The organism is Aquamicrobium sp. YD-1-mutant5 (genome assembly GCF_059509755.1).
In genome coordinates, this window is record NZ_JCAKKP010000002.1 from 199,633 (window position 1) to 225,283 (window position 25,651).

Here is a 25,651-nt window from a genome sequence, read left to right on the forward strand (position 1 = left end):
CCCTCCAAAGCAGGGGCTTTCCGCGCCGTAGGGATTCTGAGGGATTACGGGGTGTCTTCCCTGTCGCGGAAATCGGTCTCGCCCTTTTTCCAGTAGCCGGCCATGGCCATCCGGGAGCGTTCAAGGCCACGGTCCAACAGGAAGTGGCGGCGCAGCGTGCGCACGACACCGGCTTCGGCGGCAAACCAGACGAAGCTGTTTTCCTGCGGCAGGCTGGCCGCCATCATGGCTTCGGCCAGAGCGGTGGCCGTTCCTGGCTCCGAACGGTTGCGCGGCAGCCATGTAAACTCCACATCGGCCCTGGTGCTGATGAGCTGGGCGTCGGCATCCTCGGGGATTTCCACGAAGACATCGGCGCTTGCGCCGGCCGGCAGGGCTTCGAGGATCGAGCCGATGGCCGGCAGCGCGGTTTCGTCCCCGCCGATCAGCAGGTGGGACAGGTCCGGGTCGGGCTGGAAGCCGGCGCGGGGGCCGGCGATTTGCGCCACGTCGCCCGGTCTGGCCGCCTCCGCCCATGTCGAGCAGGGGCCGTCACCGTGCAGGACGAAGTCGACGTCCATCTCGCAGAGGCCTTCGCGGAATTCGCGGATGGTGTAGGCGCGACCGCTGGGCTTTTCGTTTTCGGGCGTCGGCACGAACAGCTTGACCCACTGGGCGGGGCGGCGAACCGGAAAATCGATGAAAGCCGCCGAAGCAAGGGTTATCCGCTGCATGTGAGGCGTGATCCGCTGCGTCTTGCGGACCTCGGCGACCCTCAGCCGCCGCTCGGGAGGAATGGGGCGGGAAACGCCGGGCGATGATGCGGTGTGCATGTGCATTTTGGTAATCCTTCAGGGGCGGGGTCAGCGGTTGCGCCGGCCTCCGCGAAGCGTGGTGAGAGAAAGAAGGAAGGCGGCCATGGTCATGATTGCCGCGATGCGGAAGGCGTGGCTGGTGGCATCCGCCACCATGGCGGGCGTCGCGACGGCGGGATCGCCCAGCGCATTGGCAAACAGCGCGCCCATCAGCGAAGCGCCGGTGATCAGGCCGAGATTGCGGGCGAGCGCCAGCAGCCCCGATACCAGACCGCGCGTTTCGGGCCGCGCATCGGCCATCACGGCGGTGTTGTTCGGCGTCTGGAAAAAGGCCAGCCCGACGCTGACGAACAGCATCGCAACGATATAGGCCGTCACGCCGCTTCCGGCAGAAATCCACGACATCGCGAAGGTGCCGAAAGTGAGCAGTGCAACGCCGATGACCATGGCCAGCCGGGCGCCGATGCGGTCGGCAACCGTGCCGGCAGGCACGCCCATGAGTGCCGCCATCAGTGGGCCGGTGGTCATGACGAGGCCAACCATGCGCGTGTCGAGGCCGAGCCCCTTCGACAGGTAGAACGGTCCGATCACCAGTGTCGCCATCATCACCGCATAGATGAGCACGCTCATCACCATGCTGGTCGAGAGCAGGGCGTTGCGGAACATGGACAGCCTGAGCAGGGGCGCCCGTGCCCGGATCTGAACGGCAAGGAACAATGCCAGTCCGATGATCGCGGCGAAGCCAAGCTGGAGCACCGGCTGCGCCGCAAAGCCCTGTTTGCCGGAGAAGGTCATGGCCAGCGAATAGGCGCCGAGCGCCAGCGCCAGCAGGAGCGTGCCGACCCAGTCGAAACGGGCGGGGGCAGGCGGATGCTGCGGGGCATCGACTGCGTCCGGCAGGTAGCGACTGATCAGCAGAAAAGCCAGCAGGCCGAAGGGCAGGTTCAGCCAGAACATGGCCTGCCAGCCGAAGGCTGCCAGCGTCAGCGCCCCCAGCGATGGCCCGAGCGCAATGCCGAAGGACACCATGGTGGACAGGACACCCATGGCAAAGCCGGTGCGTTCCTTCGGGAACACCTCGCCGACGAAGGCAAAGGACAGCGCCATCAGGATGGCGCCGCCAAGCCCTTGCCCGGCGCGGCCGGCGATCAGCACAGGCAGGCTGGTCGAAAGCGCGCACAGCACCGAGGCCGCCATGAAGATGGCGAGACCCCACAGATAGAGGCGTTTCTTGCCAAGCTGGTCGCCGAGGCGGCCGACACCGACGATGAGGGCGGTGACGACGAGCAGGTAGCTGACGACAACCCATTGCACGGCGCTGAACTCAACGCCGAGATCGTCCACCAGCGTCGGCAGCGCCACATTGATGATGTTGGTGCCGAGCTGCGAGAGCAGAATGGCAAGCGAGAGCCCCGCAAGCACCATCCCGGAGCGCAGGGGTGGATGACGGGGAGCCTGAGCAGGCGTGGCAGCCTGCGGCGGAGATACGGATAGTTGAGACATGGAAGAAAGGTCCGATCGAAAGTGTCCCGTTCGGGATTGCTGAAGTTGGACTTTCGATACAGCGGAGCATGAATTGCATATAGTGCAATGTCGTTATTATATGATTGCATGATATGCATCTATTCAGGCGCGAAAAGCCTGCGGGCAAGGAGCCGGCAGCGGGCGCTCCTGCCGCAGCCTGCACCCTTTCTTGTCCCGCACTCTGCGATACGGGCGCGATCGCAGGAGCGACCGGCCGAAGCCGGGCGTTTCCGCAGCATCGTCAATCTTCGCAGCACGCGTGGTCTGGAAACAGGCGGCCTCGTTCGCCGTGCCGTCTGTTCTCCGAGCCGCTTCCCACGGCGTCAGGCGATTTCGTCTGACAGCAAGATGTCCTGTCGGATCAGGAGCGGAGACTGCCCGTGCCGCCGCTCTCTTCCCCCATCGGCCTGACCGGGGCGAGGGAGCCGGCAAGCGCGACCAGATCGGATTGCCGGTGCAGCCCGGTCTTCTCATAGATGCGCAGCGTGTGGGTCTTGATCGTGCTGGGCGCGGCGCTCAGCTCCTCGGCGATCCGGCCCGACGGGACGCCGGCGCACAACAGCCGGAACACCCGCGTTTCCGCAACCGTCAGATCATAGAGCAGCGCCAGCGCTTCCAGACTTGCGGTGGAATCCGCAGGCGAGGGGCCGGATAGCAGCAGCGCGAACATCTGGTCGTCGCCCGACCGGATATTCCCCGCAACCCTGCTGCTCAGTGGCAGAAGATGGACGACCCAGGGCTTGTGCTCATGATCCCGGAAGGCGGTTCCGAAGGGTTCTTCGGATCTGTTTGCCGGCGCCTGCATGAAGGATTGCATCAGGGCTGCCAGCCTGCGCTGCGCCTGCGCATTGTCAAACCGCGCACAGCCACCCTGAATGCTGATGATTTTCTTTTGCGTGGCCAGCGCTTCGCCGGCGTCGTTGGCGAAGCGAAGCTGGAAGCCGGAGCCGACCACGAACACCGGCACGCTGAGCGAATTCAGGACGAGCCTGATGGCGTCGGTTTCGATCCGCCGTATCTCCAGCACACGGCTTATCGCCACGCTGCGCTGAAGATGGGGCAGCAGGAGCCGCATGACCTCGGTTTCGCGCGGGCCGATCAGGCCGAAATCCTCATGGCGGTTGAAGCCGATCGTGCCGAGCATGGTGTCGTCGCGGGTCAGGCCGACGGCTATCGCATCGACAAAGCCCTGCGGGCGGTTGAAGCCGAGGTGAAAACCGTCTTCGCTGTCTTCGCTCACGCCGGCGGGGTTGACCCGGGACAGCACGGCAGGCTCTTCCAGCGGCAGGTTACGCACGGCCCGCTCACCACCCCACAGCCCGACGAGACCGTCGGAGAATTCCGGCAGACGTTCCAGCCATTGAGATGAAAAGCCGGTCGTCGATGCCAGCAGGGGCTCGCCGCGCATCATGTCGATGACGCTGATGACGCCGGTGCGCAGGTTCAGTTCCTCGCAGATCGCCTGCATGGCCTGCGGCCAGCGTTCGGGATCAAGCGCGCAATCGTAGATCTGGCCGATCAGTCCGGAGAGTTTTTCAGGCGAGATGAAAGAAGACATGGAATTTCCGCCGCACCGCATATCCACCATCTGGTGGACCGCTTACGGTGCGCGCGCAAGTGAAAATCCCGGCCCCTGAAGGTCTGGAAGCATTTTTACGCGGCAGGTCGTGCTGAAACGCTATTGCAGTTTCAGTTCGACGCGCCGGTTTTTGGCCTTGCCATCCGCCGTGCCGTTGCTGGCAACGGGTGCATCCATGCCCCGGCCGGAGGAGGCGAGGCGGCCGGCTTCGATGTCGAAGCCATTGGCAAGTGCATCGACCACGGCGGCGGCGCGGCGTTCCGAGAGGCCCTGATTGTGGTCGCGCTCGCCATCGCTGTCGGTATGGCCGATGATCTGAAGCTTCAGGGCCGGGTTTTCGCGCAGCATCATGGCGATCTCGAAGAGCTGGTCGCGCGAGGGCGGCAGCAGGATCGCGCTGTCGGTGTCGAACAGCAGATTGTCGAGAGAAACGCTTTCACCGGCAAGCAGCTTCGAATGCATGGAGGAGGCCTTGCTCAGCTCTGGCGGCGTGCCGGTGATCACGGATTTGGTGACCGCCATCACGCCCTTTTCCGGCGTATCGGCAAACGCCGCCTGCATATGGGTCACGCTTGATCCCTCGTCCTTCGTCACATAGGTGAGCCTTGCCCCGCCAACATAGAAGTAATTGCGCACGATGCCGAGCGACTCGAGCGCCGGCATGTCGGTGGGCTTGTCCAGCAATATGCCGAGCGACACGCCGGACAGCGGCTTGCCTTCACTGAAGCAATCCCCCTTCTTGGTGCTGCACGAGAAGTTGACCGCATAGCCGGCCTCCGCCGCCGCCTTTTCAAAGGCGCGCTGCACCTGCAATGCATTGTCGCCGGGCTGGAAACGGTAATAGGCGTAGACAACCTTTCCCTCCAGCTGAAGCCAGTTGGGCCCCTGCGTTGCATTCGAGCTGAACTCCGAGATCGGGCCGGTGATCAGCCACGTCTCGTCGAAATTGTCGATGCGCGGGGTGCTTTCGGTCGGCGTCGCGATCGAGAAGAAATCGAGCAGGTCGGGGGTGGCCGGAGCGGGGGTGGCCAGAGCGGGGTTGGATTGCGACCAGGCAGGGAAGACAAGGTTCGCCAGAAGGCCCGCAGTCAGGACCATGGAACGTAGGGCTGCCGTCATGTCGATCTCATCCCGTTTCTGTGCGTGGTATCAGGGAGATAGCGGCTGACAGGAAAAACGCGTCCACCTTTTGGTGGATGCCAGCCACGCCGGATTGCGTTTTCCATGCGGCCCACACGCGATTCAAAGGGAAGAGGAAAACCAATCATCATGCTGAGGGCTGTAAAGCACTGTTCTTTGACTGCTTTTGCGCTGCTGTCGTGGCTGGGTACGGCACAGGCGACCCTTTATCCGGCGGAAACGAAGAACCTGAGACCGGACAGCGCGCGTGATTTGTGCATGGACCTTTCAGGCGATGCGAAGCTGGCAAAATGCAGCGGCTCGAATGCCCAGAAGATCACGCTGGAGCGCCGTGAAAACGGCGAGCGCAGGATGCGCGTCGGGTCGCAATGTCTCGAAGGCAATCGCGAAGGCGAGGCGCTTTTTCTGGCGCCATGCCGCAATGTCGGCACCCAGACATGGACCTACAGCAACACCGGCCAGATCAAAAACGGCAACGGACTCTGCGTCGACGTCGAGCAGAACCGCAAAACCGCCGGCACGCCGGTGATCACCTATCGCTGCAACGGCACCATCAACCAGCGCTGGGCGCGCTACGATCTGCCAAAGCCTGAAACGCCGGCGGGGGCGGGCGGCAGCGCGATCCTTCGGCCGGCCCACGCACGCGACAAATGCCTCGATGCCACGGCGCAGGGCGAACTCGTTTTGTGGACGTGTCACCATGGCAGGAACCAGCAGTTTGTTTTCAGGGACAACCAGAAAACGACGATACGCGTGAACGCGGGTTGCCTGACTGCAATCCGGCAGGATGGACCGGTGTTTGTAAAGAGCTGCACGGGCGGAACACGCCAGATGTGGACCGTCGAAAAGAGCGGCCGCATCGTGAACGCCTCTGGCGCCTGTCTGGATGTGCGTATGGCTGCCAATGCAAACGGCACGCCGGTGCTAAGCTACAAATGTACGGGGCAGCCCAACCAGAGGTTCCTCGTCATCAGATGAGCCGGCGGCTTATGCTGGCTCGGGCGGGCCATGACTTTCGGCTGACCAAGCGGGCAGGATAGCGTGAGAGCCATGCCGTGCGGCTGGGCTGCATGGCTGCCGACGACATGCCGCCCGCTTCTGTTCCGGGGCGGCGGCACTTGCGACGGAAAGCGCCAGGGAACAATCGCGCAGCTTGTTTCCTTGCCGACTGAATTTCAGGGCTGTTGCGCCTGCGCTGGCCGAAGGTCGGTTTCCGTCCCGCTCGTGCGGCAACCTGCCTGCCTGAAGGTTTCAGAAGGCAGGCAGGTTGCGGCCTGGTTCCTGCCGGTTGCGTCAGCCGGGCTGCTGGATGGCGGAGAGCTTCCAGTCCTGCCCGTTTTCGCGCACGAAGGTCCACAGCTCCACGGTTTCGCTCGGGGTGTCGGCATCGCCTTCGACGACCTTGCCGCTGGTCCTGTCGCGCATGAGCTCGATGGCTTCATAGCGCAGCGCGGCGGTGGCGTAGTCGCGGTTGCCCTCGCTCCAGCTTTCGGCGATGTCGGCTTCCAGAAGCCGCACGTCGCTGACCTCGTTGCGCAGGCCATTGTGCGTGTTCTGGGCGAGTTCTTCCGACAGGTAGGACACCATTTCCGGCGTGACCAGCGCGCGCAGGCCTGCATAGTCTTCACGCGAAAACGCATCCTGCACTTCGCTCAGAAGCGCCTCGAAACGGTTGAGGTCGTCCTGATCGGGCGCCATGTCGCGCATTGCGGGCGTCTGCGTGGCCGCCTGCTGCCCGCCGAAGGACGGAACGGTGAAGCCGGCACGCTTGTTGTTGTCGCCCGCCGGGTGCGCCTGACGGCCAAAGCCGTTGTTGTTGGGCGCATTTCCTGATCCGGCACCGGCCATGGCAGGCTGAGCGGCGTTCTGGCCGCGGAAAAAGCGCAGGGCGAGCATGACGGCGCCGGCGATCAGCAGGCCTTGCAGCAACAGACCGAACAGACCTGCCAGACCGCCGAAACCCTGTCCGAGCAGCAGGCCGATCAGGCCGCCGATCAGCAGGCCGCGCATGAGCGAGCCGCCGAGGCCGTTCATGAAGCCCGGGCGCTGCTGGCCTGCCGCAGGCTGGCGCGCTGCATTGGGCGCGGTGTTGGGCGTCATGGAGCGCTCGACGGGAGCCGCCTGGTTCGGCGCGGTGCGGGTGGCCGGCGCGCTCTGATGGGTGCGCAGGCCACGGCTGCCGAAGCTGCCGCCACGCCTTGCCTCGGCGTAGTCCACCGATACCATCGAAAAGGCGAGCATCAGCCCGGCAAACAGCGCGAACAGTCCGGTGCGGCGTGGTGTAAACATGTCAGGTCTCTCCCCAATTGGTGCGGTCACCTCAGGGTCTGGCTTCCCATGCGGGAATCCCGGCCCCTGAAGAGGTGGCTGCCCGGAAAAAACCCGGACGGGGCTGATGTAGAGGCGCGCAGAGGCCTGCACAAGATGCACAGGGCCATCTTCCCACAATGGTGCCTTTGAACACCGGTAACGCCTTCGTTATCTGAAGAAAATGGTGCGCGCCGGTCTCATGTCCCGAATTGACGGGCCGGTGTCCCATTTGTCCCGGTACGCGCAGCCGGCGCTGTGGCAGGATCACCGGCGGATCGCAGGAGGAGTGCGGTCCGTTGCGGGAGGAGTGCCCTGCGCTGTTTTCTGGCGGCCGGGCCTCTCCCTTATCTTGCATATGCCTGCGCAGGGGAGAGGATACGCCATGTATGCGGTTATCGGTGCCGGCCCGATGGGGCTGGCTGTGGCGCGCAATCTCGACAGGCAGGGCATCGCCTTCACCGGCTTCGAGCTGCACTGCGATGTGGGCGGGTTGTGGGACATAGATAATCCGCACAGCACCATGTACGAGACCGCCCACCTGATCTCGTCGAAAACGACGACCGAGTTCGCCGAATTCCCCATGCCGCGTGGCGTTGCAAGCTATCCCCGCCATGACGCCATGTGCCGGTATTTCCGCGATTATGCCCGCCATTTCGATCTCATGCGCCATTATGAGTTCTCGACCCGCGTGATCGGGGTGAAGCGGGATGGCGACGGCTGGCTGGTGACGACGGAAAGCGGCGGCCGGCAGCAGACCCGCCGCTTCGCCGGCGTGATGATTGCCAGCGGCACGCTGCATCATCCCAACATGCCGCGCTTCGAGGGCGCGTTTTCCGGCACGCTGATGCATGCCTCCGACTACCGCTCGCCCTCGCAGCTCACGGGCAAGCGGGTGCTGGTCGTCGGCTGCGGCAATTCGGGGGCCGATATCGCCGTCGATGCGGTCCACCATGCGGCAAGCGTCGATATTTCGGTCCGGCGCGGCTATTACTTCATCCCGAAATTCATCTTCGGCAAGCCGACCGACACGCTTGGCGGCAAGCTCAGACTTCCGCGCCGCCTCAAGCAAATCCTCGATTCGTTGCTGGTGCGGGCGGTGATGGGCAAGCCCTCGCAATACGGCCTGCCTGATCCAGACTACCGCATGTATGAATCGCATCCGGTGATGAACTCGCTGATCCTGCACCATATCGGGCAGGGCGACATCGGCCCGCGCGGCGACATCGCCCGGCTGGACGGGTCCGGCGTCGTCTTCGCCGATGGCAGGCGGGGCGAGTACGACCTGATCCTGCTGGCCACCGGCTACAAGCTCGACTATCCGTTCATCGACAGGTCGGAACTCAACTGGCCGCAGCAGGCCGGCGCGCCCCGGCTCTATCTGAATGTCTTTCATCCCGACCACGACAATTTGTTCATGATGGGCATGATCGAGGCCGCCGGCCTCGGCTGGGAAGGGCGCAACAGGCAGGCGGAGCTGGCCGCGCTTTTCATTCGCGGTCTGGCAGAGGGCGTGCCGGCTGCCGCGCGGCTGAAGGACGTCAAGGCACGGCTTGCCACCGAACGCATCGACGGCGGCTATGCCTATCTCGATCTCGAACGCATGGCCTACTACGTTCACAAGGACAGTTACCGGGCAGCCGTCGCATCCCATGCGGATGAGCTGCGCCGGCAACTGGGATCGGTAACGCCGGGTGCAGCCCGCATCAACCACAGGGTCGAGGTGCAGTCATGAGCGGTCCGGTTCCCATCGAGTTCAATCCCGCCAGCCTCGTCATCCTCAATCTGCTTCTGGCGCTGATGATGTTCGGCGTCTCCCTGACGCTGAAGCCGGCCGATTTCCGGCTGGTGTTGACGCAGCCGCGAACGGTGTTCGCCGGCCTGTTCGCGCAGTTTCTGCTTTTGCCGGCCGCGACCTGTTTCGCGACATGGTTCTTCGGCATCGACCCGGAACTGTCGCTCGGCATGATCCTCGTCGCCGCCTGTCCGGGCGGGGCGTTTTCCAACATCATGACCTGGCTGGCGCGCGGCAATGTGGCCGTCTCGGTTTCGATGACGGCGGTGTCCAGCCTCGCGGCCACGGTGCTGACGCCCTTCAACTTCGCGCTCTATGGCTGGCTCAATCCCAACACGCGCGACCTGCTCGTTTCCATCGCCGTGGATGGCAAGGACATCGTGCTTCTGGTGCTCGTCGTGCTCGGCCTGCCTCTGGTCATCGGCATGGCGGTCGGCCGGCGCTTTCCGGGTCTCGCGGCAAAGGTCGAGCCGCCGCTGCGCATCTTCGCGCTGCTGATCTTCCTTGCCTTCGTCGCCATCGCCTTCAGCAACAATTACACCCTGTTCGTGGAGCGCTTCCACACCTTCTTCTGGCTGGTCGTCGCCCATAACACCATGGCGCTTTTGCTGGGTGTGGCGATGGCGCGGCTGATGCGGCTCAATACGCCCGACCGGCGCGCGGTGACGCTTGAGGTGGGCATCCAGAATTCCGGCCTCGGGCTGGTCATCCTGTTCACCTTCATGCCCAATGCCGGCGGCATGATGCTGATCACCGCCTTCTGGGGCGTGTGGCATCTGGTTTCGGGGCTGACGCTGGCCTGCATCTGGTCGCGCATCCCCATCCGCGATGCGCCGGCACCGGCAGGGCAACAGTGATGCAGCCAAAAATTCTCATCACCGGGGCGGCCGGCTATGTCGGCGGCCTGCTCGGCAGCCGGCTGGCGCGGGATTTCACCGTCATCGGCACCGACATTCGCCCCCGCCCGGATGCGCCCTTTCCGGTGCATCAGATGGATGTGCGCGACGCGGCGCTGGCCGACTTGTTGAAGGCGCAGGCCATCACCCATGTGGTGCATCTGGCCTCGGTGCTCGATTCCGGCACCGACCGCGCCCGCGAGTTCGACATCGACGTCAACGGCACCCGCAATGTGGTAGAGTGCTGCCTGGAAGCTGGTGTCGGACATATCACCGTCACCAGCTCCGGCGCCGCCTATGGCTATCATGCCGACAATCCCGAATGGATCGACGAGGACCAGCCCCTGCGCGGCAATCCGGAGATCGCCTATTCCGATCACAAGCGCCGCGTTGAGGAAATGCTGGCGCAGTACCGGCAAAGCCATCCGCAACTGCGTCAGCTCGTGCTGCGCCCCGGCACCATTCTGGGGGCCTCGACGCAGAACCTCATCACCAATCTGTTCCGGGCAAAGCGCATTCTGGCGATCCGCGGCAGCAAATCGCCCTTCGTCTTCATCTGGGACGAGGATGTGGTTGCAGCCATCGAGCACGGGCTGCGCGGCGACCGCTGCGGCATCTACAACATGGCGGGCGACGGCGCGCTGAGCGTGCACGAAATCGCCGCCATCCTCGGCAAGCCGATGATCACGTTGCCGGCCGGCCTCGTCAGCGCTGCGTTGCGGGCCGCGCGCCTTCTCGGCAAGGGCCGTTACGGGCCGGAGCAGGTGAAATTCCTGCGTTACAGGCCGGTCCTGTCCAACACGCGGCTGAAGCAGGAGTTCGGCTACCGGCCGCAGAAGACATCGGAAGAAACCTTCCGCTTCTACGTGCAGCATGCACGCGCAAGGGGGGACCTGTGAGCAGCGTTCTGATCACAGGGGCCGGGGGAGGGCTCGGGCAGACACTTGCCCGGGCCTTCTGGCGGCGCGGCCACAATCTCGTTCTGGCCGATCTCGACATGGATGTGCTGCGCAAGCTGGCCGGCGAGCTTGGCGATGTCACGCGCATCGTCTGCGCGGCGGGCGACATCACCGATACGGCCCATCAGGCGGAACTGCTGGCGCGGGCGCAGGCGCGTTTCGGCGGCGTCGGCGTGCTGGTCAACAATGCCGGCATCACCCATCGCTCGCCGGTGGCCAGGACCGATCCACGCGTGCTGCGCAAGGTAATGCAGGTGGACTGGCAGGCGCCGCTGGAGCTGGCGCTTGCCGCCCTGCCGCAATTGCAGGCGCATCGCGGCAGCATCGTCAACATCGGCTCGATGGCGGGCTGGATGCCGGTGCTCGGCCGCGCCGGCTATTGCGGGGCGAAGGCGGCGCTGGCGCAATCCTTCGAGGTGCTGCGCTGCGAGCAGAAGCAGCACGGCGTTCATGTGCTGATGGCCTATCCGAGCTTTCTCGACACGCCGATCGAGACCAATGCGCTCGGCCATGACGGCAAGCCCGCGCGCCATGCGCGCTCCACAATCGGCAAGCCGAAGGATGCCGGCTGGATGGCGGAGCGCATCGTCGTGGCGCTGGAGAAGCGCAGGCGGCGCGTCTATTCCGACCGCGCCAGCGTGGCGGCAAGCTTTCTGTGGCGGATCGCGCCGGATCTCTATCAGCGGCTGATGATGCGCAAATTCGCGGTCGAACTGCGGCAGTAGAGCATCTTGCAGCCAGATGGAGACATCTGGCGTGGCATAAATGCTCCAGCCGTGAGCCGGCTGATCAGTCAGATTTTTCGTTGCGCGGATTGGCCGGCGGCTGCCCGCTGGCCTCGCCCTGCCATATGCTCTACAAATCCCGGATCGCCGGTGAACACCGGCTTTATGGCTTTGTCGGCAGGGGAGGCGGCAATCCGGGAATGAGTGAGCATTTGTTCAGCGTCAACCGGCTCTATGCGCGGGCGGTGATCCAGAGTGCGGATCGTCTGGCGCTGGTTTTGCCGGCAGAGCTGCGCAAGGCGGTGGAGAACAATGCAAGGCTGCCGCTGACGACGCTCGACGCGCTGTGGGAAGCCTATTGCAGCGCCAGCGCCGATCCGCTGGCGGGCCTGCGCCTCGGCCTCGAACTGCATGCCGGCCATCTGGATTGCGCGGGCATGTTGCTGGTGTCCTGCGATACGCTGGGAGAGGCTCTGGAAGAGCTTGGCGAGGTCGCGCCCATCGTCGGTGAGGGCGGCGAATTCCTGATCGACAGCGAGGGCGATATGGTAACGGTGCGTTACCAGTCGCATCTGGCGCTGCGGCAGGCCGAGCGGGTGGAAGCGGTTCTGGCAGGCCTGTTGCAGATCAGCACATGGGCAACGGGCGGTGCGTTCAGCCCGGCGGGGCTCAGCTTCACGCATCAGCCGCTGGCCGCGCAGGCGGATTATCGTGCGCTGCTGCGCATTCCCGTCAGCTTCGGCCAGCCCTCCAATGCGCTGCGGTTCAGCGCATCCGCACTGGGCCTGCCCCTCATTCAGGCCAACAGCACCCTGCGCGAGCATCTGCGCGGCCTGACCGACAAGGTGCTGGCCGAGCTTGGTCACGCCAGCCTTGCCGCCGAGGTGCAGCGCATGATCCGCACCCATCCGCGCTGGGGCAAGGAGCGTGTCGCCGAGCGGCTGAATGTCAGCGGGCGGCATCTCAACCGCCGCCTCGCCGAAGAAGGCACGTCCTTCAAGCTGCTGCGCGATGCCAGCCTGCACGCGGTCGCGGTGGAACAGCTTCGCGGCGACAGCCCGTTGCGCGATGTTGCTGAAAGACTTGGCTTTTCCGACGAAAGCGCCTTCACCAAGGCCTTCCGCCGCTGGACCGGTCAGACTCCGGCGAATTTCCGCCGGCAACGGGAATCCACTCCCCGCGCATCCGGTTTTTTTGTTTCCGGCAGCAGTCCTGCACCGGACTGAAACAGTGCCGCCATCTGGTAACGCCGGACGTTTCGCAAGAAATCGGCAAATGCCACAGTATCGCACCGAAAGGTGGAATCCGGTTTTTTGGTCGATGCTCCGGCGATAGGTCGGATCGTCCCTTGTGCCTTCTGATGGCTTCCGAGCGCCTCCATGTCCCGGGGCCGCATCGCCCGCGGCGATTTTCGCGGCTGCAACCGGCAACCCCATGTCCCGCAACGCTTCGTGGAGGCATATGCCGGTTGGGGGGGCACCGCACAGCACCGGATCGGCTGACAGGGTCCCCCGGCTTTCCGTTTTGCTGTCCGAAAGCATGTGATCAGCACACCGACATACGGTTTTACGCTTGACTTAACGTTAAACCTACCCGTATCAAGTCGGCAGGCCGGTGCTGTGGGGGGAAGACTCATGGGCGGCTGCGAAATTTTCCTCATGTCATGAAAGCCGATACCATGCCGGATACTCTGCAAAGCACCGTCGAACGTCAGCGCCAGTACATTGCTGGCGGAACGATGTCGCTGAACCGTGCGATCACGCCCTCGAAGCTGTTCGTGCGGGCGAAGGGCGCTTATCTCTACGATGCCGACGGCAACGAATATATCGACTACCATGCCGGCTTTGCGCCTTACCTGTTCGGCCATGGCGATGCGGAGGTCGACGAGGCGGTGATCGCCATGATCCGCTCGGGCGCCTCGCTGATCGGCGCCGGCACCATGCCTTGGGAGGCCGAGGTCGCCGAGCTGCTGGTCGAGTGCGTGCCGGGCATCGAGCAGCTGCAGCTGACCAGCACCGGCTCGGAGGCGGTGGGCTATGCGCTGCGTCTGGCGCGCGCCCACACCGGCCGCGATGTCGTGGTGGTCATGCAGGGCGGCTACAATGGCTGCTTCGACTATGTCAGCTACAATCTGATGGACCCGCGCGCCTTCGTCGAGGATCACCGGGAAGGCGAGGAATATCCGCTGTCGGTGACGACGGCGGGCGTGCCGAAGGTGATCGACCAGACGGTGCGCGCCATCGAGTTCAACGATCTGGCGGCGGCCGAAAAGGTGCTGGCGAAGGGCGACGTGGCGGCCATCATCCTGGAGCCGATCCTGCAGAACATCGGCATCGTCAAGCCGCAGCCCGGCTATCTGGAGGGTCTGCGGGCGCTGTGCGACAAGTATGGCACGGTTCTGATCTTCGACGAGGTCAAGACGGGCTTTCGCCATGCGCTGGGCGGCTATCAGGCGCTGTCGGGCGTGACGCCGGACCTGTGCACCTTCGGCAAGGCGGTGGCCAATGGCTACCCGATGGGCGTCATTGGCGGCAGGCGCGAGATCATGAGCCTGTGCGCGCATCCCGATCCGAAGAAGCGGGTTTCGGTTGCCGGCACCTACAACGGCCATCCGGTCAACGTGGCGGCGGCGCTGGCCTGCCTGACGCGGCTGAAGACCCGGGAGACGGAGGTCTATGGCGGTCTGGAGCGTCTGGGCGCGCGGCTTGAGGCGGGCCTGAAGAGCATCTTCGAAAAGCGCAACTACCCGACGACCATCGTGCGTCAGGGCTCGGCCTTTGCCGTCTATTTCATGGACCATGCGCCGGTGAACTGGCGCGATGTGGTGATGAACAACGACATGGAACGCGACATCGCCTATCGCCGTGCGCTGATCGACAATGGCGTGTTCCACTTCCCCGTCGTCACCAAGCAGGGCTCGATCTCGCTGGCCCACACCGACGCCGACATCGACCGCACCATCGAGATCACCGAAAAGGTCGTCAACTCCCTCGCATGAGATGACAGCCTGAGGACGTCGAAAAACCCGGCCGGATCATCCGGCCGGGTTTTTGTTTGCGGGGCAGGGGTGCCCGGAACCCTTTGACAGACCCTGTCTTACTCGCGCACCATGGCCCCCGATGTTGCCTGTCCGCGATTGCGGCGCAGGGCGTCGGAGGCCCGCATGACGAGGCTTTCCAGCCCGTTGGGCAGGAACAGGATAGCGAGGATCAGGATGCCGCCATAGAGCAGGGGCCGAACCTGATCGGCGCCGATGCCGCGCAGGATGACCTCATCGATGATGGTCAGCGTCACCACGCCCAGGATCGGGCCATACCAGCGGGTGGTGCCGCCCACGATGGTCCAGATCAGCACATAGACCATGGTGTTGACGTCGAACTGGTTCGGATTGACGGTGCTGAGGTAATGCGCATAGAGCGCGCCGGCGAGGCCCGCGAAGAAGGCGGCGACGACGAAGGCCAGCATGCGGTAGCGGAAGGCGTCGACGCCGACCGATTCCGACAGCTTGTCCTGCCAGTGGATGGCATGGAAGGTCAGCCCGATGCGCGATTTCTCGATCCGGTAGAGAACCCACAGCGACACCAGCACCACCGCCAGCACCAGATAGTAGTAGTTGGCGGGATCGTAGAAATCGATGCGGATGAAGCCGAGGTCGATCTCGGGAAACCCCGGAATGCGCTGGATGCCCTTCGGCCCGCCGAACGGGTTGGTGAAGCGCTTCCAGATCAGCCGCAGGATCTCGCCGGCCGCGAAGGAGCCGATGAGGAAGTAAAACCCCTTCATGCGAAACAGCGGAAAGCTCATCAGTGCTGCGACCAGCCCGGCGACGATGGCACCGCCGATCATCGCCAGCGGCACCGGAAAGCCAAAGCTCTTGGCGAACAGCGCGCTGGCATAGGCGCCTGAGCCCATCATCACCACATGCGCCAGCGACCACTCGCCGGTCAGCGTCTGCAGCCTGTAGCTCGCCACCACGAGCACGTTGATGGTGAGCAGCACGAGCAGTTCCTGCTGCGAGAAGCTGACTACATGCGGGGCCGCGATGAGCAGGGCCGCAAGGATCAGGATGCCGGCGATGCCGGCGGCTCCGATGGTGTTTTTCTCAGGCACGTTCGCGCACTCCAAAAAGACCCTGCGGCTTGACGACGAGCACGGCCAGCATCAGCAACAGGCCGACGATGTTGGCGATGACGCCATCGAAGAAGGTCGTGACGAAGGTGTGGACGAAGGCATAGAGCACCGCGGCCAGCACCGCGCCTTCCAGACTGCCGATGCCGCCCACGATGATGATGATGAAGGCGGTGACGATGATGCCGTGGCCCATGAAGGGGGAGGGCGCGACCAGCGGCGCGGTCATGGCGCCCGCGACACCGGCAAGGGCCGCGCCGATGAACATGGCGTAGCGCGCCGTCTGGTTGATCGAAATGCCTTGAAGAGCGGCCGCCTCGCGATCCTGCGCGCAGGCCCGGAGCGCCCAGCCGAACTTGCTGCGCCTGAGAAACAGCCACAGCACGGCCAGCAGCACTACGGTCGCGATGATCACATAGAGCCGCTCATAGGTCAGGATCGCGCCGCCGATGGTGAGGCGTCCCTGCGATACTGGCGGCACGGTCTGGTTGCGCAGGCCGAAGCCGAGCACGGCAAGTGTTTGCAGGATGAGCAGGAAGCCTATCGAGGCGATGAGCCCGCCGAGCGGATTGGTTCGCAGCGGCCGAAACAGCGCAAGCTCCATCAGCACGCCCAGACAGCCGGCGAAGCACAGCCCAAGCCCCACGGCCACCACGAAGGGCAGGCCAAGCCAGGCATAGAAGAAGACGATGGCATAGGCACCTGCCATGTAAAGCTCGCCATGCGCGAAGTTGATGACGCCCATGACGCCGAAGATGAGCACCAGCCCGACGGCGACCAGAGCCATGTAGCTTGCGGCGTAAGAGGCGTTGAACACGGTCTGCAGGAGGAAATCCGGCATAGTGTATCCTGTTCTGTAATTCGGTTTCAGGTGAGAGGCTGCCGGGCCGGCGCGCGGCCCGGCTCAGCCCTCAGGTCCGCTGGTTCCACAACAGGCCGAGATCGGACATGTGCTTCAGCAGCAATTCGCTGTTCTTGTCCCACCAGTCCGGGATCGAACGGAATTCGGCGATCGTCGCCTTGCCGTCGCGGATCACCACGACCGGCCAGTCTCCGACGAGCGCGTTATCGATGCCGAACAGCTCCTTGCCCCACCAGCGCGCCTCGCCGAAGGCGTGCTTGCCGGTGCCGCCATCCTGCATGGCGGCCAGTACCGCATCGGGCTCGATGCTGCCGGCGCGCTGGGCGGCGTCCGCCCACAGATCGAGGATCGAGGAGTATTCCCACGACACCGCCGACCATTCGTTGGCGCCATAGCGCTTCACATATTCGGCATAGAACTCGTTCGGCTTCCTGAAGTTGATGCGCGGATCGTTCAGTGCCTGATCATCGAAATCGGGGAACTGGAAGATGACGCCTTCCATGAACTCCTTCGAGGTGCGCTCCACGATGCGCTGGTAGAAATCGAGCGTGCAGGAGATGATCTGTCCCTTGTAGCCCTGCTGGAAGGCCTGCTCGCACAGCGGCTGGACATAGTCGGCATAACAGGTGTCGAGGCACAATATGTCGGGATTGTTGGCCAGAAGCTGGGTCATCACCGGTGCGAAATCGGTGGTGGCCGGATCGAAGAACAAGGGCGGGCTCGCCATCTGGATGCCGGCGGCCTCGAAGGCGGCGAGATAGGTGGCGACCGAAGGCTTGCCCAGCGCATCGTCCTGCGCACAGACCACCGCCGTCTTCAGCTCCGGCCGGTTGGCCGCCAGCCAGTCGACGCCGGTGACGTTGTAGATCGGATGCACCTCGCAGGGCGCGATCAGCGTTTCGGTGTCGGGCGTCAGGTCGCTCGGCAGCAGGGTCGACACCATCATGCCCTGCCGTGCTGCTATTTCCTCAACGCCCGGCCACGAATTGCCGCCCAGCATCATGATGAACTTGACGTCGTTCTCGCGGATGAGCTGCGTTGCGCCGGTGCGCGCCTTGCCGGCGTCGTCCTCATCGTCATAGGAGACGAGCTCGACCTTGTAGGATTGTCCGCCGACCTCGATGCCGCCGGCTTCGTTGACCCAGTCGGCCCAGATCCTGCAGCCGTCGAGGCCGGGCTTGCCCCATGCCGCCACGGCGCCCGTCAGCGGGGCGAGAAAGCCGATTTTGACGACGTTGTCCTGTGCGAAGCTGGCTTTCGGCATGCCCACCACGGGCAGCAGCGCGGCGCTGGCCGCGCCGGTCAGCAAGGTTCGTCTGTTCAGTGTGATGCTCGATGCAGGCTTCATTGCAGTCTCCTCCGCTTTGCGTTCTGAAAAATAGCTACCGCGTTAGAATCCGGCTCATGCCCGGAAAACGGGCAGAGCCGGGCATGCTGGCGCGCGATTGGATCGCGCACCCTGTTCCCCTGTCAGAATTCACTCTTGTTTATTGGAGGCTGTTTGCCCCGGTATGCGCCTGGGTATGCACTTGCTCCATGCCCGCGCCTTGCGCCTTGCGGCGGAAGCCGAGCAGGATCATCGCTGCCATGAACTTTCGTGGGTCGCTCATCCCTGTGGGGCGTTCACGATCCCATTGCAGAAGACGTTGTGCCGCTGCGTCGCGGTCGAGCAGTTCGAGGCTGTCCATCGCGCCATGGTCGCGGCGCAGGGTTTCAAGCATGTCGCGGGCCTTCATGCGCCAGCGCTCTTCGTAGGCGGGCCGGTGCAGGCGCTCCATGCGCAGATGAAAGAGCGAGGAGCGCGCCGTGCGCGGCGCGGTCATCGTATCGATCCAGCGGCCGCATGAAGCCCAGGCCTGCGCGGCCGACGCCTCGATCCGGCCGCTGGACACGGGCTGCACGACGGCCTGATTGCTCAGGCTGGCGGCGAGCCTCGGGTCGTTTGGCGGAAATTCCGTGCGCGCCACACGCAGCGCCTGCGCATAGAGTTCGCGCGCCGGCTCCACCTGTCCCTCGGCCAGAGCGGCAAGGGCGGCTTCCGACAGTTTTTCCCATTGCAGATCGGCTTCGCTCCAGCCGGCGGTGACGAGTTCGGCCAGGGTCCGGGTCTCATGCACCGAGATAGGCCCTCCGCACATGGTCGTTGGTCTTCAGGTCGGTCGCAGCGCCCTCCACGGCCACCGTGCCGATTTCGAGCACATAGGCATAGGAGGCGAGCCGCAGCGCGAGACCCGCATTCTGTTCCACCAGCACCACCGGCACGCCGGTCTCGGCAATGTCGGAAACGATGCGCGCCATTTCCTGCACCATCACCGGCGACAGGCCCATGGAGGGCTCGTCGAGCAGAAGCAGCTTCGGTCCCGACATCAGCGCCCGTCCGATGGCGACCATCTGCTGTTCGCCGCCGGAAAGGGTGCGGGCCCATTGCGTGCGCCGCTCCTTCAGGCGCGGAAAGCGCTCGAAGATGTCTTCGATGTCGCGTTCGATCTTTGCCGTGTCCTTGCGCAGGAAGGCGCCGATGCGCAGATTTTCCTCGACGGTGAGGTCGGGGAAAATCCGGCGGCCTTCCGGCACATGGGCAATGCCGCGCGCCACGATCTTTTCGGCCGGCATGGTGTCGATGCGCTCGCCCTCGAAATGGATTTCTCCACCGGAAGGCCGGGCAAGGCCCGAAATGCTGCGCAAGGTGGTGCTCTTGCCGGCGCCATTGGCGCCGATAATGGTGACAATGCCGCCGGAAGGGACCTGAAGGCTGATGCCTTTCAGGGCCGCCACCTTCTGGTAGTGGACGTGGAGATTGCGGACTTCAAGCAGCATCTTCGTTACGCCCCAGATAAGCTTCGATGACGCGCGGGTCGTTGGCCACTTCCTGTGGAGCGCCTTCGGTCAGGAACTGGCCGAAATTCATGACGGTGATGCGCTCGCAAAGGCCCATGACGGCCTGCATGTCGTGCTCGACCAGCATGATGGTGATGTCGCGCTCGGCGCGGATGCGCCGCACATGCTCCATCATCCGCCGTGTTTCCTCCGGGTTCATGCCGGTGAACGGCTCGTCCAGAAGGATCAGCGTCGGATCGGCGGCCAGCGCCACCGCCATGCCCAGCGCCCGCTGGTGGCCGTGCGGCAGGCTGGAGGCCGGCTCATTGGCCAGCGCGCCGAGGTCGAACAGCTCCAGCGCTTCATGCGCCTTGCGGTCGGCTTCCCTCTCGGTCGGGGCATCCGCGCCCGTTATGCGCGAGAAGAAGCCGGCGCCGGCGCTGCGATGACAGCCGACCCGCACATTGTCGATGACGCTGAACTCATGAAACAGGGTGGTCCCCTGAAACGTCCTGATCAGGCCGCGCTGAGCCAGCCGGCTGGTCTTCAGCCCGGAAATGTCCTCACCCTGATACAGGATCCTGCCGCTCGTTGGCCGGTAATAGCCGCTGATGAGGCTGAACGTCGTGGTTTTACCGGCCCCGTTGGGGCCGATCAGTCCGTGAATGCTGTTGCGCTTTACGGAAAAGGACAGGTCGTTGACGGCTGTAAGCCCTCCGAACTTCCTTATGACATTGCGCAGTTCGAGAATAGGTTCGTCGGACAGTGGACCCTCCCATTGGTTACTGTCGTTAAATGCATGCCAGCGTGGGTTTTCCCATTCGCCGGCATGCCCCGATTTTATTCTGCTGCGGCGGGCGTGGCCTCCGTTCCCAGATAGGCTTCAAGTGAATCGTCGAGTGCGTCTTTCCACGGTGTGTGGTGCGGCGGAGCCATGGTGCCGGTGATGACGGAACAATAGGAGTTGTTGCGGAACTCCATGATGTTCTTCTTCTTGTGCTTCTTCCATTCGAAGAAGGCTTCGTTGGCCCCGTCGACGTCGAAACTCGGATAGTCGGTCTCGGCGATCAGTTCCTTGACGTATTCGCCCTGATAGCGGATCGCGTCGTAGTCGTCCTTGCCGGCATCTTCGGCGGCAACGCGCGCCTCGACATCGGCGACCATTTCATCCTTGCTCGCGGGCAGGCCGATGCGCCCCATCATGACGTCGCGCGCCCACCAGGCCTGGGCATCGAACATGTTGAAGGTGAACCACTGGTCCTGCATGCCGATGTAGAACAGCGCCGGATTGTGGACATAGGCGACGCCCTTGTAGAGATCGGCGGTCGCCAGCCGGTTGGCCGTCCTCAGGCGCAGATCGTCCGGCAGGAACGGGAAATGGTGCTTGTAGCCGGTGCACAGGATGATGGTGTCGATGTGTTTCGTCGAACCGTCCCTGAAGGTTGCTGTGTTGATGTGCACCTTCTCCAGCAGCGGCTTTTCTTCCCAGTTGTCCGGCCAGTCGAACCCCATCGGTTTGGTGCGGTAGCAGTTGGTGATGGATTTCGCGCCGTATTTCCAGCACTGCGAGCCGATGTCCTCGGCCGAATAGCTGGTGCCGATGAGCAGGATGTCCTTGCCGGCGAATTCGCGTGCGTCGCGGAAGTCATGGGCATGCAGGATGCGGCCGTTGAAGCGGTCGAAGCCGGGGAATTCGGGAACGTTTGGCGTCGAGAAGTGGCCCGAGGCGACGACGACATTGTCGAATTCTTCCGAATAGCAATGGTCGTTCGGCAGGTCCTGAACCGTCACCGTGAATTTTCTGGTGTCCGGGTTCCACTCCACCAGACGCACCACGTTTTCGAAGCGGATCCAGTCGCGCACACCGGCTTTGTTCACGCGCCCTTCGATATAGTCGAACAGAACCGCGCGCGGCGGATAGGATGCGATCTGCTTGCCGAAATGCTCCTCGAATGAATAGTCGGCAAACTCAAGGCCTTCCTTGGGGCCGTTCGACCAGAGATAGCGGTACATGGAGCCGTGAACGGGTTCGCCATACTGGTCGAGGCCGGTGCGCCAGGTGTAGTTCCACAGCCCGCCCCAGTTTGCCTGTTTCTCGAAACAGACAATTTCCGGGATTTCAGCTCCGTTGCTCGCTGCCGATTGAAATGCCCGCAATTGTGCAAGGCCAGACGGCCCGGCGCCGATGACGGCGACCCTCCTGTTCATTCGCGTCCTCCCCATATTGTTTTCTTGGACGAAAATTATTTCACCATCAGTATGGTATTTGGTTTCATCCTGCTGTCAATGCATTGTGTGACATTCGTTTATTCCTGGCAGGAAAAGCGGCAGCCGCAAACGTTCCGGACTTGCCATGCAGTTCCGCGTGGATTATTCTTCTGATTTAATAAAGTTGACAAGCAAGAAAATTCGCTGGGAGGCAAACTTGCAGGAAACAGTCTATCCGGACGTCGTTCCGGGTCCGCCTCGTCCGAGCGGAATCCGGCTTCCTTCTGGCCTTGCGCTTCCTGCCGGCACCGAGCGATACGAAGTGCGGGGCGCCGGCGCGATTTTCGTGTCCGTGGAGGCCGGAGATGTCGTCACGGTGCGCGATATGGAAGGCGGGCAGGCCTGCGAACTGGTCGCCGCCGATGCCTCGGGCCGCACCGATGCCTCCATTCTGGGCACGAAGTCCAATTCCAGTGCCTCCGGCCTTCAGGCTCTGCTTACGGGCGACAATGAAAGCCTGAACGCCTTCCGCGCCGGCCTCGCCCGGCGCAAGATCGATCTGGCGACCGCGCAGGCCGTGCGCATTTTCGGCGAGGACAGCCCGGCCGGCGACGAAGAGGCCTTCACCATTACCCGTGACGGCAGCCTTGTGGTTGCGGCCCCCGGCGGGCCGATGGCCATCGACGGCCATGACACGGTCACGCCCATTCAGGTTCTGGTGCGCCGCGCGCGCGTGCAGAAAAAGGTCAAGGGTGCCGAACTGCCCGAGCCGCTGGCCGATCCGGTGCTTGATCTCAGGGTAAAGTCGGCGACCGCGCAGTCCTTCTTCGTGCGCGCCGGCGAGTTCATCCAGATCATCGATGTCGACGGGCGCCAGTGCACCGACTTCCAGTGCTTCTCGGCGCGCAAGCTCGACAAGGGCATCGACAATCCCCTCGACGTCACCGCCACCCGCTCGGTGCTCGGCCATGCCTATGCCATGCCCGGCCTGCACGCCAAATATTACGATCAGGACTTTGAGCCGCTGGTGGAAGTGGTGCAGGACACCTGCGGCCGCCACGACGCCTTCGCGCTGGCCTGCTATGCCAAATATTACGACGACATCGGCTATCCCGGCCATGCCAACTGCTCGGAGAATTTCAATCGCGCGCTGGCCGACAAGGGCGTTCGCCCCCGCGCCGGCTGGATGGCGGCGAACTTCTTCTTCAACACCGGCGTCGATGCCCATGGGGTGATGTTTTCCGACGAGCCGTGGTCGCGGCCCGGCGACTATGTGCTGCTGCGCGCGCTGACCGACATCGTGTGCGTGTCGTCGGCCTGTCCTGACGATACCTCTCCGGCCAATGGCTGGAACCTCTCCGACATTCATGTGCGCACCTATTCCGACAAGAACAGGTTCTCACGTGCCATCGCCCGCCGCGTAACTCCGGATTCCGAGCCGAAAATGACAACAGAAACTGCCTTCCATTCGCGCTTTGCCCAGCACACCCGCAATTTCGTGGAGTACAAGGGCTACTGGCTCGCCAATTCCTTCGCCAGGGAAGGGCCGATCGAGGAATACTGGGCCTGCCGCCAGAAGGCGGTGATCATGGACCTCTCGGCGCTGCGCAAGTTCGAGGTGACCGGCCCGGATGCGGAAGCGCTGCTGCAGTACACGCTCACCCGCGACGTCAAGAAGCTCGGCGTCGGACAGGTGGTCTACACCGCCATGTGCTACGAGCATGGCGGCATGATCGACGACGGCACGCTGCTGCGTCTGGGGCTCGACAATTTCCGCTGGATCGGCGGCGACGACTATTCGGGCGTGTGGCTGCGTGAAGTTGCTGAAAAGCTGGGCCTCAAGGTGATGGTGCGCTCCTCGACCGACCAGATGCACAACGTTGCCGTGCAGGGCCCCAACAGCCGCGCCATCCTGAAAGAGGTGATCTGGACCCCGCCGCACCAGCCGAAGCTCGAAGAGGTGGAGTGGTTCCGTTTCACCATCGGCCGCATCGGCGGCGAGAACGGACCGCCGGTCGTGGTGTCGCGCACGGGCTATACGGGCGAGCTCGGCTATGAGGTGTGGTGCCATCCGCGCGATGCGGGTGCCGTTTTCGATGCGATCTGGGAGGCGGGCCAGCCGCACGGCCTGAAGCCGATGGGCCTGCTGGCGCTCGACATGCTGCGCATCGAAGCCGGCCTGATCTTCGCCGGCTACGAATTTTCCGACCAGACCGATCCGTTCGAGGCGGGCATCGGTTTCACCGTGCCGCTCAAGTCGAAGACCGACGACTTCATCGGCCGCGAGGCGCTGATCCGGCGCAAGGAGCATCCGGTGCGCAAGCTGGTCGGCCTCGATATCGACAGCAATGTCGCCGTCGGCCATGGCGACTGCATCCATATCGGGCGCGCCCAGATCGGCGAGGTCACCTCTTCGACGCGCTCGCCGCTTCTGAAGAAGAACATCGCGCTGGCAAGGGTCGACGCCACCCACGCCGCCGTCGGCACCGAAGTCGAAATCGGCAAGCTCGACGGGCATCAAAAGCGCCTTCCGGCAAAAATTGTCGCATTCGCGCATTACGATCCGAAGAAGGAAAGGCCAAGGTCCTGAGCTAGAGCATGTCGCCCGAAAGTGGGAACCGGTTTCGGGGAAACGACAGGCGTGCAAACAAGAGCTTAAAGCGTAGGGAGCGATCTGGAGGATCGCGACACGCTTCAGGGTCTGAAGACGGAGATCAGGGAGAAGCATGAGGAGAGGCGATGGCTGGAGAGGGCTCCAATCCGACACCAGACCGGCCTGACGGGCCACCCTCGGAACTTTCCAGGGAAGTTTCGCAGTGGCGCGTGGCGGAGCGCAAGCGTCTGATCGAGCAGCGCCTTGCCATGAGCGCGGACGAACGCACCGCCAGAACCCGGACGATCGCGGAAGGGCTCGACCGTCTGATCGGCGCTCCGCAGGGGCGCATCGTCTCGCTCTACTGGCCGTTCCGGGGCGAGCCGGATCTGCGCCAATGGTCTGAGAAGGTCATTGCCGCAGGCGGCCGGATCGCGCTGCCGGTGGTGATCGCCAAGGCGCAGCCTCTGGAATTCCGGCTGTGGGCGCCCGGCGAGCCGCTGGAGCGCGGGGTGTGGAACATTCTGGTTCCGTCCGGCGGGCGGGTGGTCGAACCCGATATCGTCGTCTCCCCGGTCGTCGGCTTCGACAGCGCCAATTACCGGCTCGGCTATGGCGGCGGGTTTTATGACCGCACTCTGGCGGCGATGAGCAAGCGGCCCCTCAAGCTCGGGGTCGGCTATGCCGGAGCAAGACTTGCGACCATCCATCCGCATTCCCTGGACATTCCCATGGATGCAATCGTGACAGATGAATGAGGCTCCCATGAGCACTGACGAACTGCTTCTCGACCCCGCCATTGCCGGCACGTCCGCTCCCGGAGGCCGGATTTTCCGCCGCAACACCACCGGCACGACCTACAGGATCACGATGAAGAACTGCGCGTTCTTCGCCCGCCACGGCCTGCTCGATGAGGAAGAGCGGCTCGGCCAGCGGTTCTATGTCGATGCCGAGCTGGATGTGCGGCCCTCTGTGGGGATCGAGGAGGATTGCATCGAGGCGACCGTGGACTATGGGCTTGCCTTCGCGGAGATCGAGAAGATCGTCACCGGCCGCCGCCGCTTCCTCATCGAAACGCTGGCCCTCGACATCAGCCGCACCCTTTGCGAGGTGTTCCCGCAGATCATGCGCGCCCGCATCACGGTGCGCAAACCCAATGCTCCGGTGCGCGGCGTGCTCGATCACGTCGAGGTCACGATCGTCTGGCCGCAGGGTCCGGCCGCCGGTCTTTGAAGCGCGTCGCCGCGTGACCGGATGAAAATATAGCGATGCATTTTCAATAAGATGACAGAAAGCGTCATCTTATTTGAAAAAGCCGGTGCAG

22 protein-coding genes are annotated in these 25,651 nt (G+C 63.7%); 10 read left to right on the plus strand and 12 right to left on the minus strand.

Annotated features, from left to right (window positions below; translation table 11 throughout):
* Positions 1-44 precede the first annotated feature (44 nt).
* The 4 genes from AC5XE7_RS03585 to AC5XE7_RS03600 all read right to left on the minus strand — a co-directional run bounded on the left by AC5XE7_RS03585 (position 45) and on the right by AC5XE7_RS03600 (position 5,016).
* Positions 45-818 (minus strand): siderophore-interacting protein, encoded by a 774-nt coding sequence (locus AC5XE7_RS03585; RefSeq protein WP_495364829.1) that lies wholly within the window; start codon positions 816-818, stop codon positions 45-47.
* A gap of 24 nt (positions 819-842) precedes the next feature.
* The gene (locus AC5XE7_RS03590; RefSeq protein ID WP_495364830.1) at positions 843-2,297 is read right to left on the minus strand and encodes an MFS transporter; all 1,455 of its coding nucleotides are present in this window, start codon (positions 2,295-2,297) and stop codon (positions 843-845) included.
* A gap of 382 nt (positions 2,298-2,679) precedes the next feature.
* Positions 2,680-3,876: a helix-turn-helix transcriptional regulator gene (locus AC5XE7_RS03595; RefSeq protein ID WP_495364831.1), complete on the minus strand. Its 1,197-nt coding sequence runs from the start codon at positions 3,874-3,876 to the stop codon at positions 2,680-2,682.
* Positions 3,877-3,996: 120 nt separating this feature from the next.
* Positions 3,997-5,016 (minus strand): OmpA family protein, encoded by a 1,020-nt coding sequence (locus AC5XE7_RS03600; protein WP_495364832.1) that lies wholly within the window; start codon positions 5,014-5,016, stop codon positions 3,997-3,999.
* A 150-nt stretch (positions 5,017-5,166) separates the two neighbouring features.
* On the opposite strand from AC5XE7_RS03600, the gene AC5XE7_RS03605 reads away from it, so the two are divergent.
* Positions 5,167-6,015 (plus strand): ricin-type beta-trefoil lectin domain protein, encoded by an 849-nt coding sequence (locus tag AC5XE7_RS03605; protein ID WP_495364833.1) that lies wholly within the window; start codon positions 5,167-5,169, stop codon positions 6,013-6,015.
* Positions 6,016-6,330: 315 nt separating this feature from the next.
* Here the strand turns inward: AC5XE7_RS03605 and AC5XE7_RS03610 are convergent, their stop codons facing one another.
* Positions 6,331-7,326, minus strand: a complete 996-nt coding sequence (locus tag AC5XE7_RS03610; RefSeq protein WP_495364834.1) for a Tim44 domain-containing protein — start codon at positions 7,324-7,326, stop codon at positions 6,331-6,333.
* 403 nt (positions 7,327-7,729) lie between these two features.
* Between AC5XE7_RS03610 and AC5XE7_RS03615 the strand changes: the two genes are divergently transcribed.
* The 6 genes from AC5XE7_RS03615 to AC5XE7_RS03640 all read left to right on the plus strand — a co-directional run bounded on the left by AC5XE7_RS03615 (position 7,730) and on the right by AC5XE7_RS03640 (position 14,717).
* Positions 7,730-9,079, plus strand: coding sequence for a flavin-containing monooxygenase (locus tag AC5XE7_RS03615; RefSeq protein WP_495364835.1), 1,350 nt, complete (start codon positions 7,730-7,732; stop codon positions 9,077-9,079).
* Entirely contained in the window at positions 9,076-9,996 is a 921-nt protein-coding gene (locus tag AC5XE7_RS03620) for a bile acid:sodium symporter family protein (RefSeq protein ID WP_495364836.1), read from the plus strand. The genes AC5XE7_RS03615 and AC5XE7_RS03620 overlap by 4 nt, the downstream gene beginning before the upstream one ends.
* Positions 9,996-10,934 carry an SDR family oxidoreductase gene (locus AC5XE7_RS03625; RefSeq protein ID WP_495364837.1) on the plus strand — a complete coding sequence of 313 codons (939 nt, stop codon included), beginning with the start codon at positions 9,996-9,998 and terminating at the stop codon, positions 10,932-10,934. Before AC5XE7_RS03620 ends, AC5XE7_RS03625 begins: the two co-directional genes overlap by 1 nt.
* Positions 10,931-11,719: an SDR family NAD(P)-dependent oxidoreductase gene (locus AC5XE7_RS03630; protein ID WP_495364838.1), complete on the plus strand. Its 789-nt coding sequence runs from the start codon at positions 10,931-10,933 to the stop codon at positions 11,717-11,719. Before AC5XE7_RS03625 ends, AC5XE7_RS03630 begins: the two co-directional genes overlap by 4 nt.
* Before the next feature lie 200 nt (positions 11,720-11,919).
* A complete protein-coding gene (locus tag AC5XE7_RS03635) occupies positions 11,920-12,945 on the plus strand; it encodes an AraC family transcriptional regulator (protein WP_495364839.1) in 1,026 nt (341 codons plus the stop codon).
* 452 nt (positions 12,946-13,397) lie between these two features.
* A complete protein-coding gene (locus tag AC5XE7_RS03640; protein WP_495364840.1) occupies positions 13,398-14,717 on the plus strand; it encodes an aspartate aminotransferase family protein in 1,320 nt (439 codons plus the stop codon).
* Between the two features lie 98 nt (positions 14,718-14,815).
* Here AC5XE7_RS03640 and AC5XE7_RS03645 read toward each other — a convergent pair whose 3' ends face one another.
* The 7 genes from AC5XE7_RS03645 to AC5XE7_RS03675 form a co-directional block, all read right to left on the minus strand.
* On the minus strand, positions 14,816-15,829 hold the full coding sequence (locus tag AC5XE7_RS03645; RefSeq protein ID WP_287942898.1) for a branched-chain amino acid ABC transporter permease: 1,014 nt from the start codon (positions 15,827-15,829) through the stop codon (positions 14,816-14,818).
* A complete protein-coding gene (locus tag AC5XE7_RS03650; protein WP_183832159.1) occupies positions 15,822-16,688 on the minus strand; it encodes a branched-chain amino acid ABC transporter permease in 867 nt (288 codons plus the stop codon). The genes AC5XE7_RS03645 and AC5XE7_RS03650 overlap by 8 nt, the downstream gene beginning before the upstream one ends.
* A gap of 70 nt (positions 16,689-16,758) precedes the next feature.
* Positions 16,759-18,057 carry an ABC transporter substrate-binding protein gene (locus tag AC5XE7_RS03655; protein WP_495364841.1) on the minus strand — a complete coding sequence of 433 codons (1,299 nt, stop codon included), beginning with the start codon at positions 18,055-18,057 and terminating at the stop codon, positions 16,759-16,761.
* A 139-nt stretch (positions 18,058-18,196) separates the two neighbouring features.
* Entirely contained in the window at positions 18,197-18,826 is a 630-nt protein-coding gene (locus AC5XE7_RS03660) for a hypothetical protein (protein WP_495364842.1), read from the minus strand.
* Positions 18,819-19,526: an ABC transporter ATP-binding protein gene (locus AC5XE7_RS03665; protein WP_183832161.1), complete on the minus strand. Its 708-nt coding sequence runs from the start codon at positions 19,524-19,526 to the stop codon at positions 18,819-18,821. The genes AC5XE7_RS03660 and AC5XE7_RS03665 overlap by 8 nt, the downstream gene beginning before the upstream one ends.
* The gene (locus AC5XE7_RS03670) at positions 19,516-20,370 is read right to left on the minus strand and encodes an ABC transporter ATP-binding protein (protein WP_495364944.1); all 855 of its coding nucleotides are present in this window, start codon (positions 20,368-20,370) and stop codon (positions 19,516-19,518) included. The genes AC5XE7_RS03665 and AC5XE7_RS03670 overlap by 11 nt, the downstream gene beginning before the upstream one ends.
* Complete coding sequence (locus tag AC5XE7_RS03675) at positions 20,367-21,734, minus strand: trimethylamine monooxygenase (RefSeq protein WP_495364844.1); 1,368 nt, start codon at positions 21,732-21,734, stop codon at positions 20,367-20,369. The genes AC5XE7_RS03670 and AC5XE7_RS03675 overlap by 4 nt, the downstream gene beginning before the upstream one ends.
* 217 nt (positions 21,735-21,951) lie before the next feature.
* Here AC5XE7_RS03675 and AC5XE7_RS03680 point away from each other — a divergent pair, with 217 nt between their 5' ends.
* The 3 genes from AC5XE7_RS03680 (at position 21,952) to folB (ending at position 25,560) form a co-directional block, all read left to right on the plus strand.
* Positions 21,952-24,324 (plus strand): trimethylamine N-oxide demethylase, encoded by a 2,373-nt coding sequence (locus AC5XE7_RS03680; protein WP_495364845.1) that lies wholly within the window; start codon positions 21,952-21,954, stop codon positions 24,322-24,324.
* A gap of 149 nt (positions 24,325-24,473) precedes the next feature.
* On the plus strand, positions 24,474-25,085 hold the full coding sequence (locus tag AC5XE7_RS03685) for a 5-formyltetrahydrofolate cyclo-ligase (protein WP_495364846.1): 612 nt from the start codon (positions 24,474-24,476) through the stop codon (positions 25,083-25,085).
* A gap of 112 nt (positions 25,086-25,197) precedes the next feature.
* Positions 25,198-25,560, plus strand: coding sequence for a dihydroneopterin aldolase (gene folB, locus AC5XE7_RS03690; RefSeq protein WP_183832255.1), 363 nt, complete (start codon positions 25,198-25,200; stop codon positions 25,558-25,560).
* Positions 25,561-25,651 lie beyond the last annotated feature (91 nt).